Genomic DNA, 25,298 nt, shown 5'->3' with positions numbered 1-25,298 from the left:
ACACACCCAGCCAACCAGACACCCCAATCACAGGCCGACAGCAGCTGACCGTTCTACACCCTCAATCATGAAGAGCCCTTAAACGCCGTGATCGACGTCTGGAAGACCGAACCTGAGTAAGAACGTTCGGCGCACTACCAACCGCGATTAGCGGCGTCCCGCAACATTTACTACCTGAATCAACTATCACCCTCGTAATTCAAGCGTTGACCTCCTCTGGCAGTGAACACTAGCCGTAGGCAAAGCAGATGCTGCTACCAGCGGACGAGCCGGTATACGTCAGCGCCGCCTAACAGTTGGTTGGCGCCCAGATGCGCGGAAGCATAGCCGCGATCGGCGAACTTCTGGAGTATTTCATTCCGCTTCGCAATTGAATTCCCATACGGGTCCGCCGGCAAGACCCTACTCACGTAATAGACGTGTCGATTCGAGAGGCTGGACAGATCCGGAAAATGGTTGATCAATTCGTCCTGGCTGGCTACGAAAGTCACCGCGTCAGGCGGAACCGACCACAATGTCGGCGGTACAACTCCACGCCGATCCGAATCGATCACGATCGCGGCGTCGGATGCCGGCACTAGCGCGGTTGTCTGCGTGTAGCGATAGCCGGCGTGCACGGTAGCCAGCGTTACCCCGACAAACTGGAATACGAGGAGCACCGACAGCACCACAGCCACCACGTGCGAACGCCGCGCCGACACCGCAAGCCCGACGAATAGAAATGGGGTGATGAAGTACAAATAGAGCGGACGCATGGAATGCACCGGGCTGATGAAAGAGACGTACAGCGCGATGATGGCCAGCCAGCAACTGAAGAACATCTGCAATGGCACTGCCGACGCAGTCGGAACGAATTCATGCCAGCCGCCGTGACGACGCACCACCCACTTGGCGGCGATCCACAGAATCGGCGAGACCACCACCACTGTCAGGACACCGCCCACGACGGCGCCGATCTCGACACCGTACGACTGGTACGCGGGATCGATCGGCGCAAACGCCTCGTACAGCGGGCCGAGCAACGCCACGATCCGGACCCCGAGCATGGGCCAGGAAAAATGCTGTGCCTGTTCCCCACCACGGTGGAATGACTCCCAGAACCCCGGGTTTCCCATGCCGAACGCGCTGACGGCGACGACGCCGACGGCGACCAGACCGGCAAACTCCCAGTACCGCCGGCGGGCCACGATGGCGACACCGACGAGCAGCAAGGCAAACCCGGCAGGGACGACGAACAAGTACTGAGTCAGCAGGCCCAAGGCAATGACAGGGGCAAGTGCGACCAGGTAACCGAATTTGTGGCGGGTGAACCACAAGCAGACGAACAACAACAGTAGCGTCGACCACAAGCCGAGCAACGCATACTGGCGAATAGCGACCGCGCTCGCTCGGACCGCCATGGAGAGTGCCCACGTCAACACAGCGGCCGCACCTAAGAAGGTGGGGATCTCGAGCACCCGGCACACCGCAAAGAGCAGCAGTGCCGTCATGACAACAAGCACAACGTTCAGCATGGCTGCGGCCGGGATCGAGACACCGAAAAACGAGAACCAGATGTGCAGCAGCCAGAAATACAAAGGCGGATGGATGTCAAAATGCGCCAGATCGGTGCGAATCCGGTCGAAACATCCCGGATTCCGCAGACTCCAATAGTCCTGCCAGGTCTGCACAGATACCCATTGACCAATGGGAATGAATTGCGAATAGCGCCCCTGATTGCAAGTCGCCGACAGCATGGTGATCGCGTCATCGTGAGACAGCGAAGTCGACACCATCGCGCGTACCACCAAGAGCACGATCAATGCGACGACGAGCCAAACCGCCACCGCGGGCGTCAGCCGATACGCCGCAAATCTCCCGAACAAGCGTTCACACCGTTGGCGTCCACCCTCGTAACGCGTGCTCAAATTGGCGCTCCCCTGATAACCGGCCATGCCCTGACCCGAATCTCCCAGACGACGACAGTACCCGTCCGACCCGTCCGGCTACCGCCTGAGCGCGCCGCCCGGACGATGTGTGAGGCACTGCTTTCGGCCTACCGCTATCGACCGATATGCCGTCGTCTCATCGCCCAAGAGTCTCTTCAGGGCAATGACGACAGAGCAACTACCGGATCGACGGCGACGGCCGAATTGCCACCGACCCTCCTGCCGATCGCGCTGCCGGTGAACACCGCCAGGGCCAGCCAGATCAGGACGAAGCCCGCCCAGCGGCCAACCGGCATCGGCTCATGCCCGACGACGACGCCGTACGCCATCTGCAGCGCCGGGGTCAGGTACTGCAACAGCCCCATGGTGACCAGTGGAAGCCGTTGCGCCGCACCGGCGAACATCAACAACGGCAGCGCCGTCACCGGGCCGCAGAGCATCATCAACAGCGTGTGGCCCGTGCCCAGCGCGGGAACCGTCGCCTGGCCCGCAACCGTGAGGACGGCGATGTAGGCCAACGCGAACGGGGCAGCCACCCCGGCCTCGACGCCGACGCTGACCCGCGGGTCGGCGCGCACCACCTTCTTGACCGCGCCGTACACCCCGAACGACACCGCGACTCCGAGACCGATCGCCGGGATTTCACCGGCCTGCACCGCCAGCACGACCACCGCGACCATGGCGATGGCCAGCGCGGCCGCCTGTGCGCGGTTCAGCCGCTCGCCGAACAGCGCCACGCCCAGCGCCACACTCACCAGCGGGTTGACGAAGTAGCCCAGTGCCGCGTCGACCACGTGGCCGTTGTTGACCGCGTAGATGTAGATGCCCCAGTTCAGCGAGATCGACGCCGACGCACACACCAACAGTCCCCAGGTGCGGCCCGACAACCGGCGCAGGTCACCCAGGCGGCGACCGACGGCCAGCACCACGAACATCAGCAGCACCGTCCACACGATGCGATGGGCCAGCACCTCGAAGGCACTCGCCGGCTTCAACAACGGGAAGAACGCGGGAAACAGACCCCACGAGCCGTAGGCGCCGAGCCCGAGCAACAATCCCCGGTTCTGGTTCGAAGTGGCCGTCGCGGTAGTGGTCACTGCCGATGCAACACATCCAGAGCGTGCTGCAATTCCGCCGGGTACTCACTGGTGATCTCGACCCACCTGCCGTCGGCCGGATGGGCGAACCCCAGCGAGCGCGCATGCAGCCACTGCCGATCGAGCCCGAGCTTCTTCGCCAGCGTCGGATCGGCGCCGTAGGTCAGGTCACCGCAACACGGGTGGTGCAGTGCGGAGAAATGCACCCGGATCTGGTGGGTACGACCGGTCTCCAGGTGCACGTCCAGCAGGCTGGCCGCCACGAACGCCTCGATGGTGTCGTAGTGCGTGACGCTGTGCCGGCCGCCTTCGGTGACGGCGAACTTCCAGTCGTTGCCCCGGGCACGGCCGATCGGCGCGTCGATGGTGCCGCTGGACGGGTCCGGATGGCCCTGCACCAGCGCGTGGTAGCGCTTCTCCACGGTGCGGTGCTTGAAGGCCCGCTTGAGCACGGTGTACGCCCGCTCGGACAGCGCCACCACCATCACGCCGGACGTGCCGGCGTCCAGCCGGTGCACGATGCCCTGTCGCTCGTGGATGCCCGAGGTGCTGATCCGGAAACCGGCCGCAGCCAGCCCGCCGAGGACCGTCGGGCCGGTCCAGCCCAACGACGCGTGTGCCGCCACCCCGGCCGGCTTGTCCACGGCGACGATGTCATCGTCGGAGTAGAGGATCGCCATGCCCTCGATGTCCTGCGGCGTGTTCTCCAGCGGTGCGGGCGCCTCGGGAAGGCGGACCTCCAGCCAGGAGCCCGCGACAAGCTTGTCCGACTTCGCCGCCGGCGCACCGTCGATATCGACGCCACCGTCTTCCGCGATCGTGGCCACCGCGGTCCGCGACAACCCGAGAAGGCGAGCCAGGCCCGCGTCCACCCGCATCCCGGCCAGTCCTTCGGGGACCGGCATCGAACGGCTGCTCATCGGCCGGTTTCGGCCTCGTCGGCGGCCGCGGCGGCCGGCGCCGGGGACACCGACGAATCCTGTTGCATATCAGTAGATTCGGCCGAATCTTCGGTTTGCGCCCCCTTGCCTTCGGTGTCGAAGTCGATGCCGAACATCGACAGGCCGACCAGCAACACCGCGCCACACACCACCGCGGAATCAGCGACGTTGAACACCGGCCACCAGCCGACCGAGAGGAAATCGACCACGTGCCCGCGCAGCGGCCCCGGCGAGCGGAAGAACCGGTCCATCAGATTGCCCACCGCACCGCCGAGAATCATCCCCAGACCGAGGGCCCACCACACCGAGACCAGGCGCCGCCCCATCCAGATGATGCCCAGCACCACGCCGGTGGCGATCAGCGTCAACACCCAGGTGTAACCGGTCGCCATCGAGAAGGCCGCCCCGGAATTGCGGACCAGCGTCCAGGTGATGGTGTCGCCGATGATCTCGACCGGCTGACCTGGCACCAGAAGCTTCACCGCCAGGACCTTGGTCAGCACATCCAGCCCCAGTACCAGCGCCGCGACCATCAACAACAGCCGCAACCGCCGCGGGACGGGCTGGGCCTGCGGCGGCGCGGTCACCGGAGATTCGGCACCCTCGGTCGTCTCCGGCCCGGCGCCCGAGGTCGCCTCCGGCTCCGCGTCCGAGGTCGCCTCTGGCTCCGTGGATTCATCAGTCACTCCCCCATCATCCCAAAGACGCCGTGAGGAACAATTTCGCCCATGACTCGCGTCGTTGTGATCGCCACCGGTGGCACCATCGCCACCAGCACCGACCAACACGGCATAGCCTGGCCGACCCGCAGTGCCACCGACCTCGTCCACGACCTGGGCACCGGGGTCCAGGTCGACACCGTCGACCTGATGTCGGTCGACAGCTCCGAGCTGACCCCGGCCGACTGGGACCGGATCGCGGCGGCGGTGCGTGCCGCCGGTGACGCCGACGGGATCGTCATCACGCACGGCACCGACACCATGGAAGAAACCTCGTTGTGGCTCGACATCACGTACGACGGTGCCGTGCCGGTGGTCCTGACCGGCGCCATGCGCAGCAGCGACGCACCCGATGCCGACGGCCCGGCAAACCTGCGGGACGCGATCACCGTGGCCGCCAGTGCGTCCGCCCGTGATCTCGGGGTGCTGGTCAGCATGGCGGGCCAGGTGTGGCAGCCCCTCGGCGTCACCAAGGCCGGGCACGGTTTGCTCGGCACGGCGGTCGGGTCGGTCAGGGACGGCTCGTTCATTCCCGACGGCGTCAAACAGCGGCCACGACTCGGCGCATTGTCGGCGGCGTCCGCGCCGCGGGTGGACATCGTCGCCGCGTATGCCGGCAGCGACGCGCTGGCGATGGACGCGTTTGCGGCAGCCGGCGCCGGCGGATTGGTACTCGAGGCACTCGGCTCGGGCAATGCCGGGTCCAAGGTGCTCGCCGGGGTGCAGCGGCTGTGCGCCGCCGGTGTTGCGGTGGCGATTGCGACACGGGTGCCCGGCGCGCGCGTCACATCGGGCTACGGTCCCGGGCGGGCGTTGCTGGACGCCGGGGCGGTGTCGGCGGGCAGCTTGCGCGCCGCCCAGGCCCGGGTGTTGCTCATGGCGGCACTCGCCGCGGACATGCCCGTCGCCGACGCGTTCGCTGAATGGGTTTGACGAAACTGTCCCACTGGGTGGACGACTTGCCCGTCGACGAGCGCGAAATTGACGAACCAATGATAATTTCCCCCACGCCCAACTCCCGGGGGAAAGACATTGGAATTGACGGCGCTCGGTAGCCAACGCAAACAGCAGAAACGTCTCGACATACAGGGCATGCGCGCGATCGCGGTGGCCCTGGTCGTGCTGTTCCACGCCGAAATCCCCGGCTTCGGGGGCGGTTACGTCGGAGTCGACGTCTTCTTCGTGATCTCCGGATTCCTGATCAGCACACACCTGTTGAGCGAGCTGCACGAGCGCGGACACATCCGCTACGGCGCCTTCTATGCCCGCCGGGTTCGCCGGCTGCTACCCGCCGCCTTGACCGTCATCGTCGCCACGGTGGCCGCCGCCGCCTGCTGGGTGTCTCCCCTGCAGTTCGGGTACGTCGTCAAGGACGCCATCGCCGCGACGTTCTACGTGCCGAACGTCTTGTTCGCCTACCGGGCGACCGACTACCTCGCCGACAAGACGCCGTCGCTGTTCATGCACTACTGGTCTCTCGGCGTGGAAGAACAGTTCTACCTGCTGTGGCCGGCGTTGCTCGTCGGGCTGTTCGGGCTGTTCAAGCTGCGCAGCCGCCGCGTGGCGGCCATCGGCGCCGTCGTCGCGGCATCGTTCGCGCTGTGCGTGTGGCTGACCGGTTTCTCGCAACCGAACGCGTTCTTCATCCTGTTCGCGCGGATCTGGGAGTTCGGCGTGGGCGGCCTGGTCGCACTGATCCTGCTGACCCGTGGCCGCGTCTTCGGTGACCGCGTCGGTGCCGTCGCCGGCTGGGCCGGGCTGGCCGCGATCGTGGGCAGCGGCGTGCTGTTCTCCACCGCCACCGAGTACCCCGGTGACGCGGTGGCCGTGCCGGTCATCGGCACGGCGCTGCTGATCGCCGCCGGCCCCGTGCGCTGGGGCCCCGCGGCGCTCCTGAGCCTGCGCCCACTCACCTGGATCGGCGACATTTCGTACTCCCTGTACCTCGTGCACTGGCCGCTGCTCGTTCTGCCCGTCGCCGCCACCGGGTACATGCACGGCTCGCCGATGTGGCTGCGCGCCGCGATCGTCGCGGCCTGTGTCCCGCTGGCATGGCTGCTCTACCGGTACGTCGAGCAACCGGGCCAGCACGTGACGTGGCTCAACGCCGCCCGCCCCCGCCGCACGCTCGCCGCGACCGCGGGCGTGATGGCCGCCGTCTGCGCCGTGGTCCTCACCGTCGCTGTCGTGCAGAACCCGATGTTGGACGCGGGCCGCCCCGCAGCACATACCCAACTGAGCCTGAAACCCGCCGGCACCCCGTATGTGCCGAGCAATCTGAATCCCCGGCTGTCTGCCAGCGAAAGTGCCCAACCCGTCATCTATGCCAACCATTGCCACCGTGACGAATGGGCCACCGACCCGGCCGGCTGCACGGTGGGCACCAACCCCCAGGCGCCGCTCGTCGTCCTGTTCGGCGATTCCCATGCCGCACAGTGGTATCCGGCGCTGTCAAAGTTGGCCGACCAGGGGTTGATCCGGTTGGACAACCGCACCAAGAGCCACTGCCCTTCGGCACACATCCACATCGCCCACTACCCGCGCTGCGACCAGTGGCGCGAAGGAGTACTCGACAGCCTGGCCGACACCAAGCCCGCGCTGATCTTGCTGGCAGGCTGGGGCGCCAGCTACATGCGCGACACCACGGACGCAACAGCGCGCTGGCGGAAAGCACTCACAGACACCCTCGACGAGTTGCCGACGCGATCGCGCGTAGCGATGATCGCCGACACCCCGTCAACCGGCGTCCCGCCGTCGTACTGCCTGGGTCTCTTCCCCACCGACACCCAGCGGTGCGCACTTCCGCACAGCAAGGCGCTGGACGCGCGCGTCCGCCTGGCCGAACAGGATCTGGCGGCCAGGGGCGCATTCAGCTATCTGGATTACACCGACTACTTGTGCAACGACACCGTCTGTCCGGCCATCCTCGGTGACACCCTCGTCTACCGAGACGGGCATCACCTCACGACCGACGTGAGCGTCCAACTGGCGCCAGTGGTTGCTGCGGGCCTGATGCCGCTGCTCAGCGCAGACGACGAACGTGTCGAGCCGGGACCGGCCGATATGGCGGTAACGGGCACCGGCTTGCCGGATCGAGGGCACGGCTTGCGGCCCCACCACGACTAGTTCGTGCCGTCGTCGGTCGGCAGCTGCGCCAGATAGTCCTGCCAATCCAGGCTGTCGACAGGGTCGGCGCGGGTGATCTGCGGATCGTCGGCCGCGACGGTGCGGGCCACCCCGGGACCGCCGGCCCGGGTCTCGAATCGCACCGTCATGACGCCATGCCCGGCGCCCTGCACCCACCCGTGGCCGTGGTCCGGATGCCGCACGTCATCGCCGACGCGCCACGGGGATTCGGCCGGCGTGGCGCTCAGCGGGCCGGCCCCACCTGCCGAGGTGGCGACCTCGGCATCGTCCGCCATCTCCAACTCCGGGAACAGGGACTCCTGCCGGGCGTCGGTCAGGCCCGAAAATCCAACGCCCACAAGGCGAATCGGACCGATCTCGATGGGATCGAGCAGCAACCGGCGGGCCGTCGCCGCCAGGGTCGACGGGTCGGTCGTCGCGTACGGCAACGTGGCCGAGCGGGTCAACGTACTCATGTCTGACTTCTTCAGCTTCACCGTGACGGTGCGGGCACCGCGCCCGTCGCGCTGCAGCCGCCGGTGCGCGTGGTCGGTGATGGGCCCGATGCTGTCGCGCAGCTGATCCAGCGTCGTCAGGTCCACCTGGAATGTGGACTCGGCGCTGATCTGTTTGGCCTCGGCACGTTCGGCCACCGGTCGATCGTCGATGCCGCGGGCCAGCCGGTGCAGCGCCGGCCCGACCGTGCCGCCGAGCACGTCGGCGACCTCGGCATCGCTGAGCGCCGCCAGCGCCCCGATGGTCTCGATGCCCAGCCGGTGCAGCTTCTCCTCGGCGACCGGCCCGATCCCCCACAGCCGGCGCACCGGCAAGGCCTCCAGGAGCGACCCCTGCTCCTCGCCACTCACGATGCGCACCCCGTCGGGCTTGGCCAGCCCTGACGCGATCTTCGCGACCTGCTTGCCCGAACCCGCACCGACCGAGGCCACCAGCCCCGTCTCGGCACGCACCGCGGCCCGCAGGTCCTCGCAGAACTGCCGGACCTCGTCCGGCGCGGCGCCCACCAGCTCGGCAGGTTCACCGAAGGCCTCGTCGAACGACAGCTGCTCCAGGACCGGCACCACGGCACGTACCGCGTCGAGTGCCCGACGGCTGGCCACCGAATACACCGCGCCCCGCGGCGGCAGCACCACGGCGGACGCACCGACGAGCCGCCTGGCCTGATGCATGGGCATCGCCGAGCGGGCACCGAACCTGCGGGCCTGATAACTGGCGCCGGCCACCACGCCACGACCGCCGAGCCCGCCGACCAGCACCGGGCGGTCCCGCAAGGTAGGCCGGGTCAACTGTTCGACGGACGCAAAGAAGGCGTCCATGTCCAGGTGCAGGACCCAGCGATCCACAGTGGCCAATGCTAGGTGGATACCCTTCTCGACATGAACGACGTGCCGATCCGTGACGAATCGATCCGGCTGGGCCAGTTTCTCAAGCTGGCCGGACTGATCGACAGCGGAGCGGACGCCAAGGCGGTGATCGGCGACGGCATGGTGCGCGTCAACGGCGAGGTCGAGACGCGGCGCGGACGCCAGCTGCGTCCCGGTGACACCGTGACGTTCGAGGGACGGTCGGCGCGGGTCAGCGGCTGACCCGCGCCGAGACCGGTCAGGCCTTGGCGATCGCGGCCCGCACGCCGTCGCCGACGTCCGCACCGTCGGCTAGCTCGCCCGCGTCCACGACGGTGAACTCGGTGGCCAGGATCTCGCCGGCGATCAGGCCGGCGTGGGTGGCCGCCCACGCCTGCTTGTCGGCCGGCACGGCGAATGTGACGGTGATGCGGTCGGACACGTCCAGCCCCGTCGCCTTGCGCAGGTCCTGCAGTTCGCGGATGCGGTCCTTGACCCAACCTTCGGCTTCGAGTTCCTCGGTCACGGTGCCGTCCAGCACCACCAGCCCGGCGCCGTCCGGCAGGGCTGCGGTCCATTCCGCATCAGCGGCAACGAGTTTCGAGCTGTACTCCGCCGGCAGCAGCACGGCGGGCCCGGCGGTCAGCGTGCCGTCGGGGTTGACGACACCCTCCCCGGCCTTGACCGCCTTGATCGCGGCCTGCACGTCCTTGCCGATACGAGGGCCGGCAACGCGGGCGTTGACGGCCAACTCGAACTTGCCATAGGCGTCGATGTCGTCGGTCAGCTCGACCGCCTTGACGTTGAGCTCGTCGGCGATGAGATCCTTGAAAGGGGCGAGGGCGGACGGGTTATCCACCGCCACAATGAGTTTCGGCAGCGGCAGGCGCACGCGCAGCTTCTTGGCCTTGCGCAAGGAGGATCCGGTCGAGGCCACTTGCCGCACGCGGTCCATGGCCGCGACCAACTCCGGGTCGGCCGGGACCACGCCCGCCTCCGGCCAGTCGGTCAGGTGTACGGAGCGCTCGTCGGTCAGCCCCCGCCAGATCACCTCGGTGGCCAGTGGCAGCAGCGGCGCCGCCAGCCGGCACGTCACCTCCAACACGGTGTGCAGCGTGTCGATGGCGTCGGCGTCCTCTTCCCAGAACCGCGAACGCGACCGTCGCACATACCAATTGGTGAGCGCCTCGGCGAACTGGCGCAGCTGCTCGCAGGCACCGGAGATATCGCACGAATCGAGCGAATCGGTCAGGGTGTCGCGCAGGTCGGCGAGCTTGGCCAGGATGTAGCGGTCCAGCACGTTGGTCGAGTCGGTGCGCCAGGTGCCCTTCTTGGGCGCGTACAGCGCCAGGAACGAGTACGCGTTCCACACCGGCAGCAGCACCTGCCGGACGCCATCACGGATGCCCTGCTCGGTGACGATCAGATTGCCGCCGCGCAGGATCGGCGAGGCCATCAGGAACCAGCGCATGGCGTCCGAGCCGTCGCGGTCGAACACCTCCGACACGTCCGGGTAGTTGCGCAGCGACTTGCTCATCTTCTGGCCGTCATTGCCCAGCACGATGCCGTGTGCCACACAGGTTTTGAACGCCGGGCGGTCGAACAGCGCCGTCGCCAGCACATGCATGGTGTAGAACCAGCCGCGCGTCTGGCCGATGTACTCGACGATGAAATCGCCTGGGAAATGGGCCTCTTCGCTGGCCGAGCCGTCGAACCAGTCCTGATTCTCGAACGGGTAATGCACCTGCGCGTAGGGCATCGAGCCCGAGTCGAACCAGACGTCGAACACGTCCTCGATGCGGCGCATGGTCGACTTGCCGGTCGGGTCGTCGGGGTTGGGCCGGGTCAGCTCGTCGATGTAGGGGCGGTGCAGGTTGTCGGGCCGGACGCCGAAGTCTCGTTCCAGCTCGTCGAGGCTCCCGTAGACGTCGATGCGCGGGTAGGCCGGGTCGTCGGACTTCCACACCGGAATCGGGCTGCCCCAGTAGCGGTTTCGCGAGATCGACCAATCACGCGCGTTGGACAGCCACTTGCCGAACTGGCCGTCCTTGACGTGCTCGGGGTACCAGGTGATCTGCTGGTTCAGCTCGACCATCCGGTCCCGGAACTCGGTGACCTTGACGAACCACGACGACACCGCGCGGTAGATCAGCGGGTTGCGGCACCGCCAGCAGTGCGGGTAGGAGTGCTCGTAGGTCTCGTGGCGCAGCAGGACCGCTGCGTTGACCGCGGCCGGGCCGGTGCCGTTCTTGAGGTCCTTGATGATCTGCGGGTTGGCCTCGAAGACCTGCTGACCCTGATAGTCGGGCACCGTCGAATCGAACCGGCCCGTGGAGTCCACCGGCGTGACGGCGACGATCCCGGCGGCGTCACAGGTGGCCTTGTCGTCCTCGCCGTAGGCCGGCGCCATGTGGACGATGCCGGTGCCGTCCTCGGTGGTGACGAAATCACCCTGCAGCACCTGGAACGCGTTCTGCGCCTTGTCGCTGTCGACGAAGAACGCGAACGGCGGCAGGTAGTGCGTGCCCAGCAGTTCGGCGCCGAGGTAGGTGCCGACGACCACCGGCTCTTCGCCGAACTCGCGCGCATAGGCCGCCAGCCGCGGCTCGGCCAGCACGTAGTTCTGCTCGTCGGGGCCCACCACCTGCACGTAGGTGACCTCGGGGTGCACGGCGACGGCCTGGTTGGACGGCAAGGTCCACGGCGTCGTGGTCCAGACCAGGAGGCGGGCACCGGCCACCGGGCCGTCGGTCGCGACGAACCCGACGGTCAGCGCCGGGTCCTGCCGGCTCTGGTAGACGTCGTCGTCCATCCGCAGCTCGTGGTTGGACAGCGGCGTCTCGTCGTTCCAGCAGTACGGCAGCACGCGGTTGCCCTCATAGGCCAGACCCTTGTCCCACAGCTGCTTGAACGCCCAGATCACCGACTCCATGAACGTCAGGTCCAGGGTTTTGTAGTCGTTGTCGAAGTCGACCCAGCGGGCCTGGCGCGTGACGTAGGACTGCCACTCGTTCGAGTACTTCATGACCGAGGCCCGGCACGCGTCGTTGAAGGCGCCGATACCCATGGCCTCGATCTGGGCCTTGTCGGAGATGCCGAGCTGGCGCTGCACCTCGAGCTCGGCGGGCAGGCCGTGGGTGTCCCAGCCGAACCGGCGCTCGACCTTGTAGCCCCGCATCGTGCGGTAGCGCGGCACGATGTCCTTGACGTAGCCGGTGAGCAGGTGGCCGTAGTGCGGCAGGCCGTTGGCGAACGGCGGGCCGTCGTAGAAGACGTATTCGGGGGCGTCGTCGCGGCGCGCGATGCTGGCCCGGAAGGTGTCGTCGCGGGCCCAGAACTCCAGAACCTCGGCCTCGAGGTCGGGGAAATTCGGTGTGCCGCTGGCGGTCTTGGGGTACGCGCTCACGTCAGTGGTCTCCAGTGCCGTACAGCACCCAACAGGTGCTCAGTTCCAGGCACGGGGACGACGATCTCGCGTCTGGACGCGAGCGCCGCGGTACCACCCCGCTTGCACACGGCCCGACCCGGACGGTCGCGCACGTGCGCCGCTCAACTGCGGGCGATGACGGGCCCACCCGTCCGGTTCTACTGAGCTGCAGCCACCCTGGCCGCTACAGCCGTTCTTCCGGATGCTCCCCGGTGATGGCCGGATCGATGCGAATGCAGCGATTCTAACCGGCGCAGGCCACCGGGATCACTCCGAGACCGGCATGGCCTCCGAGGCCAGCTCGATCACGGCGTAGGCGAACTGCTCGGCGAGTTCTTCCACGGTGTAGGGCTCGAACTGGTGCCGGGCGTACCACCAGTCGACGTGCAGCACGTCGTCGCTGTGGAAGGCGCGGACCTCGAGCGTGTGTGCCGCGCCCGGGTGGTCGCCGTCGATCGCCGACATGCCGTAACTGAACAAAACGTCGGCAACGTCGTCGGGGTTTGCGGTCGCGGCGACCAGCGCACTGCGCACCGACTGCACCATCTCGGTGGCATCCATGTCGGACGCCGAGACGCAGTCGACCTCGAGCCGGCGGATCACAGCCAACCCGCCGCCGGAGCGTTCCTTAGCTGCGGCCACGTCGACCGCGGCTCGCCCGGGTCCGATCACCCGTTCGATCGCGCGGCCGAGCGCACCGATCAGCAACACCTCGGCATCGACTCCCAGGTATTCGGCGCCGCCCTCGAGCTCGGCGGCGATCACCGGCGACAGCGGGGCTTCGAGCCGGCGCATGTCGACCTCAGTACCGGCGGTGTCGAAGCCGCCGAACTCGTAGTCGGCGACATGCATCGTCGCCGCAGCAGCAGAAGGGAGAACGGCGTCGAACTCACCGGCGTACGCAAGAGTCATGTGATGCAGACTACAACACGATTCCCAAATTTGGGACATAGCTCCCGAAACTGTGACGCCCATGTCAATTACGGCTTATGTGTCGCAAAAACAGTTGCTAGCAACCAAAGGGGGGAAGGGTCTATCGTGGCAGAGTGCCCCGAACAGACCAGAACGGCAGACAGCTCAAGGCGCTGCTCGACTACATCTTCGACGGCGACGTCGAAGCGAGGGAGATCTACGGTGCGCTCGGAACGTCGAGCAGTACGTACTACCGGCGAATCAAAGAGGCCGACTATCCCAACGCGGAAGAACTCCGCCTGGTGGCCGATCACTTCCGGTTGAGCTATCCCGACCTGCAGGTTCGGTTCGGCCTGATGAGCCACGACGAGGTCATCAACTACATCCAATCGGCACCCCTCGCGGTTGCCACGGCGGCGCCGGCGGTCCCCAAACGCGCCACAAAGTTGTCGGAAATGACGCGACGTGCTGATGCGCCGCCGCTATGACCAGTAGAATCTGAGCGTTCGCAGGCGCTGGCAAAGGCTCCAACCATGGCTCTCACATTGCTCATAACCATCACTCTCGCCTGTATGGCGTGGAGTTTGTGGATTCGTCGCGTCACCTGGTCGTGCCGCTGGGAAGTGGCAGCGACCCTCAACATCGCGCTGCAGGCCGCCGCCGTCGCCCTGATGTCCCCGATGGCCGCCGACACCCTGGGCCGCGCCATCCACTCGGCAACCGGTGTGTGGAACCTGCCCGCCTACCTCGGACATGACTGCTACATCGTGGCCGCCTCGGCCATCGTCTACAACGCCATCGGCCGCCTGGCCGACGACGCCGCCATGCAGAAGATGTTCACGCAGTACATCGAGCGGCCCGCGACCCTGTGCATCCCGGTGCTGCTCGCGCTCTTCTCCATGAGCGTGGCCGGTCGCGAGTACTCCCCCGACCTGTTCACCATGCCCACCGACGGCTGGCTGGCCGCGTACTGGCTGGTGCTGTGCGGCACCCTGACCTACCTGCTGGTGTTCGGCGGCCGCGCCCTGCTGGTGTTGCGCAAGAACCCCGACTCGCGGCGCATCGCCAACATCTATCTGTTCGCCACCGCCAGCGGCATCATGGCCTGCGCCACCCGCATCCTGACATCGCTGGTGCCCGAGCTGCAGCCCCTCGAAGACGGCAAGTTCGTCTGGGTCTTCGCCTGCATGTGCGGCGGGGTCTTCGCGCTGGCGTCCGCGCACTCGTGGCTGATCAAGACCAAGTGGTTCTCGAAGGCGGCCCACTGAGCCTCCAGCGCTGACCGTCGGAGACTCGTCAGCAAAAGGCCCGATCCGTCAAAATCTGCGAGGATGCCTTACTCTGCTATCCGGCACCCGGTGTCAGTTTGACTGTGTTTCACCACCTTCGACGACACCCGGCCTTCACCCCTGCCCGAACATCCCCGAGGAGGAAGTGTCCGTGATCGAGTCGTCTCTGCCGGCCGTCCTGCGCGAGCGCGCCAGCCTGCAACCCAACGACGTGGCTTTCACGTTCATGGACTACGACACCGACCCCGATGGCGTGGCCAAGACCCTCACCTGGGCTCAGCTGTACCAGCAGAGCGTCGCAGTGGCGCACGAACTGCGCCAGCACGGTGAGATCGGCGACCGCGTGGTGATCGTCGCCCCGCAGTGCCTCGAATACGTCGTCGGCTTCCTCGGCGCCCTCGAGGCCGGCATGATCGCCGTCCCGCTGACCCAGCCGATCATGGGCCACCACGACGAGCGCGTCATCTCGGTCATGAAGGATGCGCAGCCGGTCGTAGCCCTGACCACCGCGGCCAGCAAGGACGCCGTCGCGCAGTACGCGACGCCGAACGACGACGGCCGCAGCCCCGTCGTCCTCGCTGTCGACGAACTGGACCTGGCGACCCGTCGTAAGCCGTTCTCCCGCCGCGAAGTTCGCCCCGAGACCGCGTACCTGCAGTACACCTCGGGCTCGACCCGCACCGCGGCCGGCGTGATGGTCTCGCACCGCAATGTCTCGGCCAACTACGAGCAGATGATCGCGGTCTTCTTCTCCGAGTGGGGCAAGGTCGCGCCGGCCGGCAGCACCGTCGTGACGTGGCTGCCGCTGTACCACGACATGGGCCTGCTGCTGGGCGTGTGCACGCCGATCCTGGGCGGCTGGCACACCGTGATGACCAGTCCCATCTCGTTCCTGGTGAAGCCGGCCCGCTGGATGCAGTTGATGGGCAGCCACAAGAACGTCATCACCGCCGCGCCGAACTTCGCCTTCGACCTGGCCGCCGCGCGGACCACCGACGAGGACATGGCCGGCAAGGACCTGAGCACCGTCCTGACGGTCTTCAGCGGCGCCGAGCGCGTACAGCCGACCACCGTCAAGCGCTACATCCAGCGCTTCGCCAAGTTCGGCCTGCCGGGCAAGTCCGTCCGGCCGAGCTACGGCCTGGCCGAGGCCACCCTCTACGTGGCATCCCGCGAATCCGGCGAGCCGCCGACGGTCGTGGAATTCGACACCGAGAAGCTCGCCGACGGCATCGTCGAGCGCGTGGAGTCCGGCAGCCCGCTGGTGAGCTACGGCTTCTCGCCCTCCCCCCTGGTTCGCATCGTCGATCCGGAGACCCGCCGCGAGGCTGCCGAGGGCACCGTCGGTGAAATCTGGACGCACGGTGAGAACGTGTGTGCCGGGTACTGGAACAAGCCCGAGGAAACCGAGAAGACCTTCCGCGGCGTACTCGAGGACGCTCCCGAGGGCACCCCGTCGGAGTACTGGCTGCGGACCGGCGACCTCGGCTTCATCTCCGAAGGCTCGCTGTTCATCATCGGCCGGATCAAGGACCTCTTGATCATCCGCGGCCGCAACCTGTACCCCGACGACATCGAGGCCACCGTCAGCGCGGTCTCGGGCGGCCGCACCGCCGCCGTCGGTTTCGAGGAGGACGGTGTCGAACAGTTCGCCGTCGTCATCGAGATGAAGAAGCGCGGCGAGACCGAGGACGAGGTCCGCGAGAACCTGGCTCAGGTCAAGCACGACATCACCTCTGCCATCTCGCAGGTACACGGCGTGAACGCCGCCGACCTCGTGCTCGTGGGCCGGGGTTCGATCCCGATCACAACGAGCGGCAAGATCCGCCGCCAGGCCTGCACCGAGCTGTACCGCAAGGGTGCCCTGGCGCGCCTGGACGCCTGATTCCCCGCCGGGACCAGGCCGCGCACCGTGCGGCCTGGTCCGCGCTGGCGGCCGCCGGCGCTATGCGCGGGTCAGGAGAATATCGGTGCGCCGCGTCGGTGCGGCGTGCAATTCATTGAGTGGACCGGCTTTCCATTTGAGATACCAGGCATTGCTGTAGCCGTTCTCCACTTCGTAGGCGGCGAAGTTTTGCTGAATGCGTTTGAACAGCACATCGAAAGCGGCCTGGTCGTCTTCGGGATTGGCTTCGAAGATGATGCTCATATTCTCGGGAAACGCGTCGATGTGATCGAAAATATCGCTGAGTATTGTTGTTTCAGCACCTTCGACATCCATCTTGATCAGGCGCACACGTGCCAATTCCTCCGGCGCGAGAATATCCAGCAACGGCGCCGCGGCGACCGTCGCGCATTTCTTTCCCTTCCGGGACGGCAACGTCGTGGTGGCCCCGATGTTGCGGGGTCCGAAGTCGTACAGGTCCAGTTCGCCCACATGGTCGGAAACCGCAACATTCACGGGCCGGACGTGGTCGGCGAGATCGGGGTTACTTTCCAGATTGCGCAACATCTTTCGGTAGATGTGGGGTGCCGCCTCGATGGCGACGACGTCGGCCCGCGTCGCCGCGAGCAGGGAGTCGTAGCCGATGTTCGCGCCGATGTCGACGAACAGATCTCCCGGCGTTAGGCTGCTTTCGATGATGCGCGAAATGGCGGGTTCCCACACGCCGTAGTTGATGATGCTCCGCTGAATTGAATCGACGGGGTCGCAATGAATGGTCGCCCCGTAATAGGTGGTCGCGTCGCGTGGTTTTCTGAGCCCGAGCTGGTACCAGTCGAGAATGCCACCCCCGATCCATCCCGGGAGTGGCCGCAATGCGTCAACGAATTTCCGGAGCTCCATGGCGATCGAATGTCCTGTTCTTCAGAGTCGCGGTGCGGGCGAATCTGGTCGCCGCACAGAACATCGACCCCGAACTCCCCCGCCGGACGTCAGGAATTCAATCAGGTTTATTGACGAGAAAGTTCAATTTCTCGGAAATTCGACAGCGGCTCAGCCGAAGAAGCCGCGGTGCTGTACCGCTCCGGCGGCCTCGAAGGCCGTCGTCATCTGGCAGGCGTCACAGGTGGCCGCGTAACCGCACTCCGGGCACGGTTCGACCTCGTCGGACTCCCGGCGGGCCTTGCGCTCGGCCAGCAGCCGTTCGGTGGCAGCCGCGGCCTCTGCTTCCTCGGCCTCTTCCCGCTTGCGCCGCGGCGACTTGGACGGCCACCAGTTGGCGTCACCGAGCAGCGCCGCGGTCGCCGGCACGGTCACCGTACGGACGATGAACGTGTCCAGCAGCAGGCCGACACCGATGATGAAGCCGAGCTGTACGGCGCCCAGGATGCTACTGACGGTCATCGCGAGCATCGACGCCGCGAAGATCAGGCCGGCAGAGGTGATGACGCCGCCGGTCGCGGCGACCGTTTTCACGATCGCCGAGCGCACGCCCCATTTCGCTTCGTCACGTATTCGGGATATCAGCAGCAGGTTGTAGTCGGCGCCGACCGCCACCAGCACCAGGAAGGCGATACCCGGCACACTCCACGAGATGTCGTAGCCCAATATGAACTGGAAGAACACCACGCCGATGCCCAGCGCCGAACCGTACGACAGCACCACCGACAGCACCAGGTAGAGCGGTGCCACGACGGACCGCAGCAGCTGCACCAGGATCAGGAACACCACGATCAGCGTCACGATGACGATGTACTGGATGTCGCTGTTGTAGTAGTCGCGGATGTCGCGGTTCACCGCGGACAGACCGACCATCGACACCTTGGCGTCGGACAGCGTCGTGTTGGGCAGTGCTGTCTGTGCCGCCTTCACGATCGCGTTGGTCTGGTCCATGGCTTCCGTGCCGAACGGGTTCAGCGCCGTCTGCACCAGGTAGCGCACCGTGTGGCCGTCCGGGGACACGAACAGCGTCGCGGCCTTCTCGAACTCGTTGCGGCTCAGGATCTCCGGTGGCACGTAGAAACCGGCCATCTGCGGGGTGTTGGCGTCGCGGCGCATACCGAGCAGGAACGACGAGGCCTGGTTCAGGCCACCGCCCATGCCGCGGACCTGGTCGACCAGCAGCTTCACACCGTCGGCGAGCTGCTTGCTCGAGTCGGCCAGCAGGTTGACGCCGTCGACCGCCTGCTGCAGCCGCCGCTCCAGGTCCGCGGTGTCGTACAGGCGCAGCTGCTTGAGCAGGCTGGTGATGCTCTCGATGTTGGTGCCCATCCCGCGGACCTTGTCGTCCATCCCGGGGTCGCTCTTGTACTGCTGCAGCATGTGGCCGAGGTTGATGACCTTCTGCACGGTCTCGGGGTCGTTGCCCTCGTTGACGTTCTGCAGACCGATCTTCAGGTCGTTGCACGCCGGGTAGTAGTTGCAGAACGGCGTCGCGTTCAGTGTCTCGAGCGCTTTCCCGGACCACTTGTAGACATCGCCGACGCGGACCAGCTGCCCACCGACGGCGTCGCCCAGCGACGTCATCTGGGACACCATCTTGGCCGACTTGTCGAGATCGTCCAGCGTCTTCGAGCCGCCGTACTGCTTCTGCAGCGCCGACATCTGGGTCAGCATCTGCCGCACCGGGCCGATGCCGCCGAGCACCTGCGTACGGATCTGGTTGAGCGCATCGGCGAGCTGGTACTCGCCGTCGACCAGCTTCTGCAGCAGCGCGTCATTGCCGTTGATGAGGTTCGAGGCGTCCTTGAGCTTGCTGCCGACCTCACCGGCCTGGTAGGTCGCCTTGGCCTGCTCCAGGACGTCACCGGTGGGACGCGTGATACCGCGGACGGCGTCGATGTGCGGCAGCTGCGCGACGCGCTGCGCCATCTGCTCCATGTCGGCGAGCGACTTCGGGGCACGAAGGTCACGCGGCGACTGGATCAGGATGAACTGCTGCATCGTCGTACTGATCGGGAAGTGCTTGTTCAGCGCCGTGTAGGCGACGTTGCTCGCCGCGTCCGGGTCGAGGTCTTTGCGGTTGTCGTAGTTGTAGCGGACCATCGTCGCGCAGCCGGCGAGTGCCAGCAGCACCGCGAGGCTGCCGGCCAGGTGGGTCACCGGGCGGCGCACGATGTTGACGCCGGACCGACGCCAGAACTTGCCCGTCATGTCCTTGCGCGGCTTGATCCAGCCACGGCGGCCGACCAGGACGATCAGCGCCGGCAGCATCGTCACGGACGCGAGGAAGCCGACCAGCACGGTCACGGCCAGCGCCGGGCCGATGGTGGCGAACACCCCGAGCGTGGCGAACGAGAGCGCCAGGAACGTGATCGCGACGGTGCCGGCCGAGCCGGCGATGACTTCACCGATCGAGGTGAGCGCCGATACCAGCGCCTGATCGGTGGCGACGCCTTGTCTGATGAACTCCTGATATCGACTGAACAGGAATATGGCGTAGTCGGTCCCGGCACCCATCATCATGCCGGTCATCAGCACCAGGGTCTGCGGTCCCACCGCGAGACCCAATAGTCCCAGTCCCGCCACCAATTGTTGCGCCACGATGAGCGAGACACCGATGGTGACGAGCGGCAGCAACATCGCGACCACGCTGCGGTACACGATGATCAGGATCGAGAAGACGAGGATGCCGGTGGCCGTCTCGATCATGTGCTGATCGCGGGCACCGATGTCGTTGATGTCCTGGAAGGTGGCCGACGCACCCACGATGTTCAGCGTCAGGTCGCTGCCCTTGACCACCTCTTCGATGGTCTTCTTGGCATTGCGGTACGCCAGCTGGCCGGGACCGGTGCCCATGCTGCCGACGAGGCTGACGGGCAGCTGCACCGCTTTGCCGTCCTTGCTGGCCATCACCTGGCGCAGCTCGGGGATGTGGATGAAGTCCTGCGTGGACCGGACGTTGGTCTTGTCGGCGTTCAGCTTGTCGACCAGGCGCCGGTAGACCTCTTCGTCTTCCTTGCTGAAGCCCTTGTCGTTGGTCAGCAGGACCACCGCGATGTTGCCGGCGTCCGCCTCGCGGAACGCGTTCTTCATCGCGTTGCTGGCGATCAGCGTCGACGAATCGGGCGGCAGGAACGGCGGCGGGCGGCGGCTGGCCACGTCGACCAACGTCGGAAGAGCGAGAAAAAGAACGATTGCGATGCCGACCCAGGACGCCAAAACCACGACGGGACGCCGCACCACGAACTTGCCGAGTGCGGCGAAACCCGCATGTGCCAAAGCACCGCTTGGCCTGGCACGTTTCAGCATCCCCGACAGGCTACACGCCGCAAACGGATCTGATGCACCGACCGGCACCCCAATATCGACGCCGCCAAAGAGCCGCATTGCTGTCGCCATGCTGTAATCGGGTGTGCCACTGATGAAGTCACCTACCCCCCGCCGTGCCTACGGGCATCCGGCGCCCTCGTTGCCATTCATGCCCCAGCAATGCGGAGATCAGCGGCAGACCGATATGTGTGGCATTCTGTGAAGTTTGCTATCGCCATTCATGGCACGCGTGGAGACATCGAGCCCAGCGGCGCCGTGGCCAGAGAATTGCTGCGCCGCGGCCACGAAGTTCGCATGGCGGTGCCGCCGAATCTGGTTTCCTTCGTCGCCTCGGCGGGCCTTCCCGAGCCTGCCAGCTACGGCGTGGATTCTCAGCAGCAACTGGATGCCGACATCTTTCGTGACCACTTGAGCATCAAGAACCCCGTGAGTGTCGTCCGCGAACTCCGGGACTACATGACGCAGGGCTGGCAGGACATGAGTGCCACTCTCACGGAGGTCGCCGCGGACGCGGATCTGCTGCTCGCGGGGACCACCTATCAGGAGGTGGCCGCCAACGTCGCCGAGCATTTCGACATCCCGCTGGCCGCGCTGCACTACTTCCCGTTCCGCCCCAACAGCCAGGTGCTGCCGGTACCGCTGCCGCTGCCGCTGATCCGCCGCGGCTTCGCCGTCGGCGAGTGGTTCCACTGGCGCATGCTCAAGGAGGCCGAGGACATCCAGCGGCGCACCCTGGGCCTGCCGCCGGCCACCGTGCGGGCGGTCCGGCGCATCGAGGACCGTGGGGCCCTGGAAATCCAGGCCTACGACGAGGTGCTGTTCCCCGGCCTGGCGGCCGAATACGGCGACGCCAAGCCCCTCGTCGGGTCCATGTCGATGGAGCTGCAGACCGACACCGACGCCGACGTGATGGCGTGGATCGCAAATGGCAAGCCGCCCATCTATTTCGGCTTCGGCAGTATGCCGGTGGAATCCCCCGCCGAGGCCATCGCGATGATCGACGCGGTGTGTGCCGAGCTCGGCGAGCGGGCGCTGATCAGCTCGGGCGTCTGGGATCTGCCGGACACCACCACACTGGGCGACCACGTGAAGCTGGTCGGTGCCGTCAACCACGCCGCGGTGTTCCCGCTGTGCCGGGCCCTGGTCCACCACGGCGGCGCCGGTACCACCGCGGCCGGGCTGCGTGCCGGCGTGCCGACGGTGGTGCTGTGGGTCAGTGCCGACCAGCCGGTGTGGGCCGGGCAGGTCAAGAAGCTGCGGCTGGGCGCATCACGCCGGTTCTCGAAGACCACGCCGGCGTCGCTGAAGTCCGCGCTGCGCACCGCGCTGCAGCCGGAGTGCGCCGAGCGGGTGCGGGCCGCTGCCGCGCGCATGACGAAGCCCGCGGACAGCGTCGCACGCACCGCGGATCTGCTGGAAAAGGCCGCCCAGGCCCGTTAGGGGCCTGGGCGGGACCGCCCGTCAGTAGATGGTCAGCGGCGTGAGGTCGAATTCCTCGAGCGTCTCGCGGACGAGTTCACGCAGCATGGCCCGGCTGTTCTCGGCCCCCACCTGGTAGCCGACGATGCCGAGGTTCACCCGGCCGTTGTAGCGGCCGGACGCGACCACCAGCAGGCCACCGGGCCGCTCGATGTCGGCCCGCTTGACCTTCTGCTCGACGCCCCAGCAGTTCAGGAACGTCGCCTGGTTGACGCCGTCCGGGCGGCACATCAGGTCCGGCAGCTCGGCGAAGTTGGAGCACGTCACCGGCATGTCGCCGAGCACCAGGTCGGCCGTCTTGTTCACCGCGCGCAGCGGGATGAACGGCGTCAGCGGCAGCAGGATGAACGACTCGTCCGGCTGCTCCTTGGCCGTCGACAGGGACGTACGCAGCGCGCCCCGCAGATCCGTCAGGTCCTTGGCGACGTGCGTCGGATCGACGGTGAGATTGGCGAACGCCATGGCGTTGGCCCGGGTGTCCTCCATCGAGGTCCGGTCGTTGACGGCCACCATGAGCGCAATGTTGTTGTCGTGCTTGCGATGCCGTTCCATCCGCACACCGAGCCGGGCGGCGAATGCCGCCGCCAGGGAGTAGGTGTTGCCGCCGAGCGTGGCGCACTTGGCGTCCCACTGCTCGACGTCGATGTGGGTGCCGGCGAACGGCAGCAGCACGTACTCGTCGGGGTTGCCTGCCGTCACCGCGGGCCGGGTGTCACCGGACTTGGAGATTTCGTGACGCCGGCGGTGCAACATCTTGGCGGCGGCCACCACCGTGCGCCGGACCTCGGGCCAGTCCCGCCGCGCCTGACGCAGGTCGGCGCGCAGACCCTGCCAGCGGGTGCGGGAGCCCGGCTGGGCGTAACCCAGATCGCGGCCCTGCCCGAGCACAGACTCCATGATCGCGGCCACCGCACCGGTGCCGTCGATCAGGCAGTGCGACAGCGCCAGCGCGACACCCGTCGAACCGTCGCTGAACTTCTGGACGCCCAGGTGCCAGCCGGGACCGTGCTCCGGGTCGATCGGGATCTGCGACCGCTCCTCCAGCCAGTCGGTCAGTTCCGAACGCGGGCGGGCGGTTTCGACGATGTCCAGCGGGCGCTCGACGGCCGGCGCGGCCACCCAGCGGGCCCGGCCGAACGGCAGCGGCGAGCGCTCGATGCGCCGGGCCGCCAGGCTCCGGCCGAAGTTATCGTGGAAGCGGCGCAGGCCGTCGAGGTCGACGGGTCCTTCGTAGAACCACAGCGCCAGCATGACCTGGACCCGACCGCTGGCCCGGTACGACAGGAAGGTCGCCTCGTCCATGTAGTCCAGCCGGTCCTGCGGACGGTCCAGTTCCGGGGGCAGCTTGGCGAACCGGCCGCGGCCGGTTTCGTTCAACCGGGTATCAGTGGACAAAATAGACCTGGCCCTTCACTTCGGTTATTCGGTTGTCGAACTTGGGATTACGCGGATTATTCGTAGACCGCGGTGAGGCCGAACTCGGCCAGCGTCGCTTCCACGTGCGCACGCAACGTCGCCTTGGTGTTCTCGGCGCCCGGCTGGTAGCCGATGACCGCCATCGACACCCGGCCGATCAGCTGCATCGAGATGACGGTGAGGATGCCCTTGCGGTGCTCCATGACCGCACGCGGCACCTGACCGTCGACCCCGCGGGCCATGACGTATTCGGCGGGTGTCCCGTCGACACGCGCCAGATCGTCCGGCAGCACACCGAGGTTCGAGCAGAACACCGGGAGCTCACCGAACCCGACCGCGATGTCCGCGGCCTGGATGACGGCCCGCTTCGGGATGAACGGCGTCAGCGGCAGCAGCTCCAACTTCTCGTCGGGCTCCTCGCGCATCTTGCGCAGGGCTTCCTTGATGACCGCCCGCGTCTCCGTCAGATCCTCGGCGACGCCCTTCGGGTTGACGCGGGCATCACCGATCAGCACCGCGTTGGCACGGGTGTCCTCGAGCGTGCGGTCGTTGATGGGCACCACCAGCGGCACCACGCCCTCGGCCTCGCTGAACCGGCCCATCCGCTCGGACAACCGCGCCGCGAACCCGGCGATCAGCGCGTAGCTGTTGCCGCCGAGCGCCTTGGCGCGCGCGTCGAACTCCGCGGCGTCGATGAACGCCCAGATCGCCGGCACCAACAGGTTTTCCTTGGCGCTGGCCTCATCCAGGTGGGCTGCCGCCGACTTTCCGGAACGCCGCAGCTCGCTGCGCTTCTGGTACGCCTGCTTGGCCGCCGATTTGATCGAGCGCCCGAGTTCGGGCAGGTCGCGGAAGGTCTGGCGGAAGTCGGCACGCAACGCCTGCCATGACGACCTGGTCCGCGGCTGCGGCAGACCGAGGTCGCGCAGCTGGCCCGTCACCGACTCGAACACCGTCAGCATGGCACCGCCGCCGTCGCCGATGCAGTGTGAACCGACGAGGCTGACGACCGTGGCGCCGTCGTCGAGCGGCTGCACACCCATGTGCCAGGCCGGGCCGAACTCCGGGTCGACGGGGATCTGCGCATGCTCGTCGAGGAAGTCGCCGAGCTCGGCCCGCGGACGCACGGTCTCGTACACCCGCAGCGGCGCCGGCGGCCCCAGCGATGACACCCACCGGTGCCGGCCGAACGGCAGGATCGACGGCTCGATGCGCCGACCGGCCAGGCCGTGACCGAAGTTGTAGTGGAACCGGCGCAGGCCCTCCATGTCGACGGGATGCTCGTACACCCAGACGCACTGCATGACAGCGGCCTGGCCGGTGGCCCGCAGGCCGAGGAACATCGCCTGGTCGACGTAGTCGAGCACGCGGCTCTCATCACCGTCGTTGTTGTCTGCCAACCAGCGGCGCAACAAAGGCACGCGCGGCGGGCGCGTGGAGGTCGTCACA

General features: G+C 66.8%; 18 protein-coding genes. 7 read left to right on the top strand and 11 right to left on the bottom strand.

The features are described 5' to 3' along the window. Positions 1-254: 254 nt before the first annotated feature. From ACJH6J_RS09085 to lspA, 4 genes are all read right to left on the bottom strand, one after another. Entirely contained in the window at positions 255-1,934 is a 1,680-nt protein-coding gene (locus ACJH6J_RS09085; protein ID WP_346414682.1) for a glycosyltransferase family 39 protein, read from the bottom strand. Between the two features lie 149 nt (positions 1,935-2,083). Beyond that, positions 2,084-3,025, bottom strand: coding sequence for an EamA family transporter RarD (gene rarD, locus ACJH6J_RS09080; protein ID WP_406803833.1), 942 nt, complete (start codon positions 3,023-3,025; stop codon positions 2,084-2,086). Further along, on the bottom strand, positions 3,022-3,945 hold the full coding sequence (locus tag ACJH6J_RS09075; protein WP_061000806.1) for an RluA family pseudouridine synthase: 924 nt from the start codon (positions 3,943-3,945) through the stop codon (positions 3,022-3,024). Before ACJH6J_RS09075 ends, rarD begins: the two co-directional genes overlap by 4 nt. After that, positions 3,942-4,553 (bottom strand): signal peptidase II, encoded by a 612-nt coding sequence (gene lspA, locus ACJH6J_RS09070; RefSeq protein WP_406803840.1) that lies wholly within the window; start codon positions 4,551-4,553, stop codon positions 3,942-3,944. Before lspA ends, ACJH6J_RS09075 begins: the two co-directional genes overlap by 4 nt. A gap of 141 nt (positions 4,554-4,694) precedes the next feature. Here lspA and ACJH6J_RS09065 point away from each other — a divergent pair, with 141 nt between their 5' ends. Together ACJH6J_RS09065 and ACJH6J_RS09060 are read left to right on the top strand one after the other, a co-directional pair. Then, positions 4,695-5,618 carry an asparaginase gene (locus ACJH6J_RS09065; RefSeq protein WP_406803832.1) on the top strand — a complete coding sequence of 308 codons (924 nt, stop codon included), beginning with the start codon at positions 4,695-4,697 and terminating at the stop codon, positions 5,616-5,618. 159 nt (positions 5,619-5,777) lie between these two features. Next, positions 5,778-7,811, top strand: a complete 2,034-nt coding sequence (locus ACJH6J_RS09060; RefSeq protein ID WP_406803831.1) for an acyltransferase family protein — start codon at positions 5,778-5,780, stop codon at positions 7,809-7,811. On the opposite strand, the gene ACJH6J_RS09055 is transcribed toward ACJH6J_RS09060, so the two are convergent. Beyond that, entirely contained in the window at positions 7,808-9,145 is a 1,338-nt protein-coding gene (locus ACJH6J_RS09055) for a DNA polymerase IV (protein ID WP_406803838.1), read from the bottom strand. The genes ACJH6J_RS09060 and ACJH6J_RS09055 overlap by 4 nt on opposite strands. Positions 9,146-9,205: 60 nt before the next feature. Here ACJH6J_RS09055 and ACJH6J_RS09050 point away from each other — a divergent pair, with 60 nt between their 5' ends. Then, a complete protein-coding gene (locus ACJH6J_RS09050) occupies positions 9,206-9,415 on the top strand; it encodes an RNA-binding S4 domain-containing protein (RefSeq protein ID WP_406783680.1) in 210 nt (69 codons plus the stop codon). 16 nt (positions 9,416-9,431) lie between these two features. Here ACJH6J_RS09050 and ileS read toward each other — a convergent pair whose 3' ends face one another. Continuing rightward, positions 9,432-12,578 carry an isoleucine--tRNA ligase gene (ileS, locus tag ACJH6J_RS09045; RefSeq protein ID WP_406803830.1) on the bottom strand — a complete coding sequence of 1,049 codons (3,147 nt, stop codon included), beginning with the start codon at positions 12,576-12,578 and terminating at the stop codon, positions 9,432-9,434. Between the two features lie 288 nt (positions 12,579-12,866). Then, positions 12,867-13,511, bottom strand: a complete 645-nt coding sequence (locus tag ACJH6J_RS09040) for a hypothetical protein (RefSeq protein ID WP_406803829.1) — start codon at positions 13,509-13,511, stop codon at positions 12,867-12,869. Positions 13,512-13,645: 134 nt separating this feature from the next. Between ACJH6J_RS09040 and ACJH6J_RS09035 the strand changes: the two genes are divergently transcribed. The 3 genes from ACJH6J_RS09035 (at position 13,646) to ACJH6J_RS09025 (ending at position 16,685) form a co-directional block, all read left to right on the top strand. Then, the gene (locus tag ACJH6J_RS09035) at positions 13,646-13,999 is read left to right on the top strand and encodes a hypothetical protein (RefSeq protein WP_020100525.1); all 354 of its coding nucleotides are present in this window, start codon (positions 13,646-13,648) and stop codon (positions 13,997-13,999) included. A 45-nt stretch (positions 14,000-14,044) separates the two neighbouring features. Continuing rightward, complete coding sequence (locus ACJH6J_RS09030; protein ID WP_043396370.1) at positions 14,045-14,779, top strand: hypothetical protein; 735 nt, start codon at positions 14,045-14,047, stop codon at positions 14,777-14,779. Positions 14,780-14,945: 166 nt separating this feature from the next. After that, positions 14,946-16,685, top strand: a complete 1,740-nt coding sequence (locus tag ACJH6J_RS09025; protein ID WP_406803828.1) for an AMP-binding protein — start codon at positions 14,946-14,948, stop codon at positions 16,683-16,685. A gap of 60 nt (positions 16,686-16,745) precedes the next feature. On the opposite strand, the gene ACJH6J_RS09020 is transcribed toward ACJH6J_RS09025, so the two are convergent. Beyond that, complete coding sequence (locus tag ACJH6J_RS09020) at positions 16,746-17,585, bottom strand: FkbM family methyltransferase (RefSeq protein ID WP_406803827.1); 840 nt, start codon at positions 17,583-17,585, stop codon at positions 16,746-16,748. A gap of 150 nt (positions 17,586-17,735) precedes the next feature. Beyond that, entirely contained in the window at positions 17,736-20,933 is a 3,198-nt protein-coding gene (locus ACJH6J_RS09015; RefSeq protein ID WP_406774650.1) for an RND family transporter, read from the bottom strand. A 219-nt stretch (positions 20,934-21,152) separates the two neighbouring features. Here ACJH6J_RS09015 and ACJH6J_RS09010 point away from each other — a divergent pair, with 219 nt between their 5' ends. Continuing rightward, on the top strand, positions 21,153-22,394 hold the full coding sequence (locus ACJH6J_RS09010; protein WP_406774651.1) for a glycosyltransferase: 1,242 nt from the start codon (positions 21,153-21,155) through the stop codon (positions 22,392-22,394). 21 nt (positions 22,395-22,415) lie between these two features. Here the strand turns inward: ACJH6J_RS09010 and ACJH6J_RS09005 are convergent, their stop codons facing one another. Next, complete coding sequence (locus ACJH6J_RS09005) at positions 22,416-23,810, bottom strand: hypothetical protein (RefSeq protein ID WP_406802009.1); 1,395 nt, start codon at positions 23,808-23,810, stop codon at positions 22,416-22,418. A 74-nt stretch (positions 23,811-23,884) separates the two neighbouring features. Further along, positions 23,885-25,297 carry a hypothetical protein gene (locus tag ACJH6J_RS09000; RefSeq protein ID WP_406802010.1) on the bottom strand — a complete coding sequence of 471 codons (1,413 nt, stop codon included), beginning with the start codon at positions 25,295-25,297 and terminating at the stop codon, positions 23,885-23,887. Position 25,298: the final 1 nt, after the last annotated feature.

It is taken from the genome of Mycobacterium sp. SMC-18 (assembly GCF_045310895.1).
Lineage (GTDB): Bacteria > Actinomycetota > Actinomycetes > Mycobacteriales > Mycobacteriaceae > Mycobacterium.
The sequence above is the reverse complement of the archived record's forward strand: the minus strand, read 5'-3'. Positions and strand labels throughout refer to the sequence as shown.